Genomic DNA, 3,135 nt, shown 5'->3' with positions numbered 1-3,135 from the left:
GCTGCTGGACAACATCGAAATGCGGATCGAAACACCCGCCGGCACCGCTGGGCCGGACGGACACTACGCCCAATCACCTTGGAGGAATTGATGTTACGGACGATGCTCAAGTCGAAGATCCACCGGGCCACCGTCACGCAGGCGGACCTGCACTACGTCGGCTCGGTGACCATCGACGCCGATCTGATGGACGCGGCGGACCTGCTCGAGGGCGAACAAGTGACCATCGTCGATATCGACAACGGCGCCCGGCTGGTCACCTATGCGATCACCGGCGAACGCGGCAGTGGGGTGATCGGAATCAACGGTGCCGCAGCGCATCTCGTGCACCCGGGCGACCTGGTGATCCTGATCGCCTACGGCACCATGGAAGAGGCCGAGGCGCGGGCGTACCAGCCGCGGATCGTCTTCGTCGACGCCGACAACAAGCCGATCGACCTCGGCCACGATCCGGCCTTCGTGCCCGCCGACGCGGCCGAGCTGCTGGATCCCCGGATCGTTGCGCGGTAGCCGTGCTGCTGGCGATCGACGTCCGTAACACCCACACCGTCGTCGGGCTGATCTCGGGATCCAAAGAGCACGCAAACGTCGTGCAGCAGTGGCGGATTCGCACCGAAGCCGAGATCACCGCCGACGAACTGGCGCTGACCATCGACGGACTCATCGGCGACGACTCCGAACGGCTCACCGGAGCCGCGGCGCTGTCGACCGTCCCCTCGGTGCTGCACGAGGTGCGGCTGATGCTCGACCAGTACTGGCCGTCGGTGCCCCACGTGTTGATCGAACCCGGGGTGCGCACCGGCATCCCGCTGCTGGTCGACAACCCCAAGGAAGTCGGCGCGGACCGAATCGTCAACTGCCTGGCCGCCTTTCACCGCTTCAACAGCCCGGCCATCGTCATCGACTTCGGATCGTCTATCTGTGTGGACGTCGTGTCGGCGAAGGGCGAATTCCTCGGCGGCGCGATCGCGCCCGGATTGCAGGTGTCCTCCGACGCCGCCGCGGCCCGCTCGGCGGCGCTGCGCCGGGTGGAGCTGACCCGGCCCCGTTCGGTCGTCGGCAAGAACACCGTCGAGTGCATGCAGGCCGGTGCGGTGTTCGGTTTCGCCGGCCTGGTGGACGGTCTGGTCGGGCGGATTCGTGAGGACGTGGACGGCTTTGCCGGCGACGACGTGGCGATCGTCGCCACCGGCCACACCGCGCCGCTGCTGCTGCCCGAACTGCAGACGGTAAGTCACTACGAGAAGCACCTGACCCTGCACGGCCTGCGGCTGATCTTCGAACGCAACCGCGACGCCCAGCGCGGCCGGCTCAAGACGGCCCGCTGACGTCACCGCGCCTCCAAAGCCCGGTCCTTTAAGCTGGCACGTCGTGAGTGCCGACGACCTAGACATTCCCGAGCAGTACCGCATCCGCCGGGATAAGCGCGCTCGGCTGCTCGCCGAAGGCCACGACCCCTACCCGGTCGCCGTCGAACGCACCCACACGCTGGCCCAAGTCCGCGCCGCCCACCCCGACCTGCCGGTGGACACGGCGACAGACGACGTCGTCGGCGTCGCCGGCCGGGTGATCTTTGCCCGCAACTCCGGCAAACTCTGCTTCGCCACGCTGCAGGAGGGCGACGGCACCAGCCTGCAGGTGATGATCAGCCTCGACAAGGTCGGCCGGCAATCCCTGGACGCGTGGAAGGCCGACGTCGACCTGGGCGACATCGTCTCCGTGCACGGCAACGTGATCAGCTCACGGCGCGGCGAATTGTCCGTGCTGGCCGACTCCTGGCGGATGGCGTCCAAGTCGTTGCGTCCGCTGCCCGTCGCGCACAAGGACATGAGCGAGGAGGCGCGGGTACGGCAGCGCTACGTCGACCTGATCGTGCGCCCGCAGGCCCGCACGGTGGCCCGGCAGCGGATCGCCGTCATCCGCGCGATCCGCAACGCGCTGGACCGGCGCGGGTTTCTGGAAGTCGAAACCCCAATGTTGCAGACGCTGGCCGGCGGCGCGGCGGCGCGGCCCTTCATCACGCATTCCAATGCGCTCGACATCGATCTCTACTTGAGGATCGCGCCGGAACTGTTCCTCAAGCGGTGCGTCGTCGGCGGTTTCGACAGAGTTTTCGAACTTAATCGCGTGTTCAGAAACGAAGGTGCGGATTCAACGCATTCTCCGGAATTCTCCATGTTGGAGACCTACCAGGCGTACGGCACCTATGACGATTCGGCAGTAGTGACTCGCGAGCTTATTCAAGAGGTGGCCGATGAGGCGATCGGAACCCGACAACTCCCGCTGCCCGACGGCAGTGTCTACGACATAGACGGAGAATGGGCTTCCATAGAAATGTACCCGTCGTTGTCCGCGGCACTCGGTGACGAGATCACGCCGGGGACCTCCGTCGAAGAACTGCTCGGCATCGCCGACCGGCTCGGGGTCGAAATCCCCCGCGACCGGGGTTACGGGCACGGAAAAATCGTCGAGGAGCTCTGGGAGCACACGGTGGGCAACGGCCTCGTCGCCCCGACGTTCGTGCGGGATTTCCCGGTCGAGACAACGCCTTTGACGCGCCAGCACCGCAGTATCGCGGGCGTCACCGAGAAGTGGGACCTGTATGTGCGTGGCGTCGAGTTGGCCACCGGGTACTCCGAGCTGAACGATCCCGTCGTGCAGCGCGAGAGGTTCGCCGCGCAAGCGCGTGCTGCCGCCGCGGGCGACGACGAAGCCATGGTGCTCGACGAGGATTTCCTCGCCGCACTCGAGTATGCGATGCCCCCGTGCACGGGAACGGGAATGGGTATCGACAGGTTGTTGATGACATTGACTGGTCTGTCAATTCGAGAGACAGTTTTGTTCCCGATTGTTCGGCCACAGTCGTAGTTCAAAGTTTCAACTGTGCGGCTTCCGTACAGATTGAGTATGCTTCGCTGTTATGGCAGATTGGTGACCGGGGAGGTCCGATCCAATCTGCTCAGTATCCGCTCAGGACGAAATGCGAGGGTAAGCCAATGGCAAAAAAAGTGACCGTCACCTTGGTCGATGATTTCGACGGTGCCGGCGCGGCCGACGAAACGGTGGAATTCGGGCTTGACGGGGTGACCTACGAGATTGATCTTTCGTCCAAGAATGCCGCGAAGCTGCGCGGCG

Annotated in this window: 3 protein-coding genes and 1 pseudogene; all 4 read left to right on the top strand. The window is 64.9% G+C overall.

All coding sequences use genetic code 11. From position 1 onward, the window contains the following. The first annotated feature begins 90 nt into the window (after positions 1–90). The gene (gene panD, locus DQP58_RS26340; protein ID WP_112635420.1) at positions 91–510 is read left to right on the top strand and encodes an aspartate 1-decarboxylase; all 420 of its coding nucleotides are present in this window, start codon (positions 91–93) and stop codon (positions 508–510) included. A gap of 2 nt (positions 511–512) precedes the next feature. Beyond that, positions 513–1,328 (top strand): type III pantothenate kinase, encoded by an 816-nt coding sequence (locus DQP58_RS26335; protein ID WP_112710963.1) that lies wholly within the window; start codon positions 513–515, stop codon positions 1,326–1,328. Positions 1,329–1,371: 43 nt separating this feature from the next. After that, the gene (gene lysS, locus DQP58_RS26330) at positions 1,372–2,868 is read left to right on the top strand and encodes a lysine--tRNA ligase (RefSeq protein ID WP_112710962.1); all 1,497 of its coding nucleotides are present in this window, start codon (positions 1,372–1,374) and stop codon (positions 2,866–2,868) included. A gap of 128 nt (positions 2,869–2,996) precedes the next feature. After that, positions 2,997–3,135: pseudogene (gene lsr2, locus DQP58_RS26325) on the top strand (histone-like nucleoid-structuring protein Lsr2); the annotation flags it as partial.

The sequence above is a fragment of the Mycobacterium colombiense genome, assembly GCF_003284975.1.
Classification (GTDB): domain Bacteria; phylum Actinomycetota; class Actinomycetes; order Mycobacteriales; family Mycobacteriaceae; genus Mycobacterium; species Mycobacterium europaeum_A.
The sequence above is the reverse complement of the archived record's forward strand: the minus strand, read 5'-3'. Positions and strand labels throughout refer to the sequence as shown.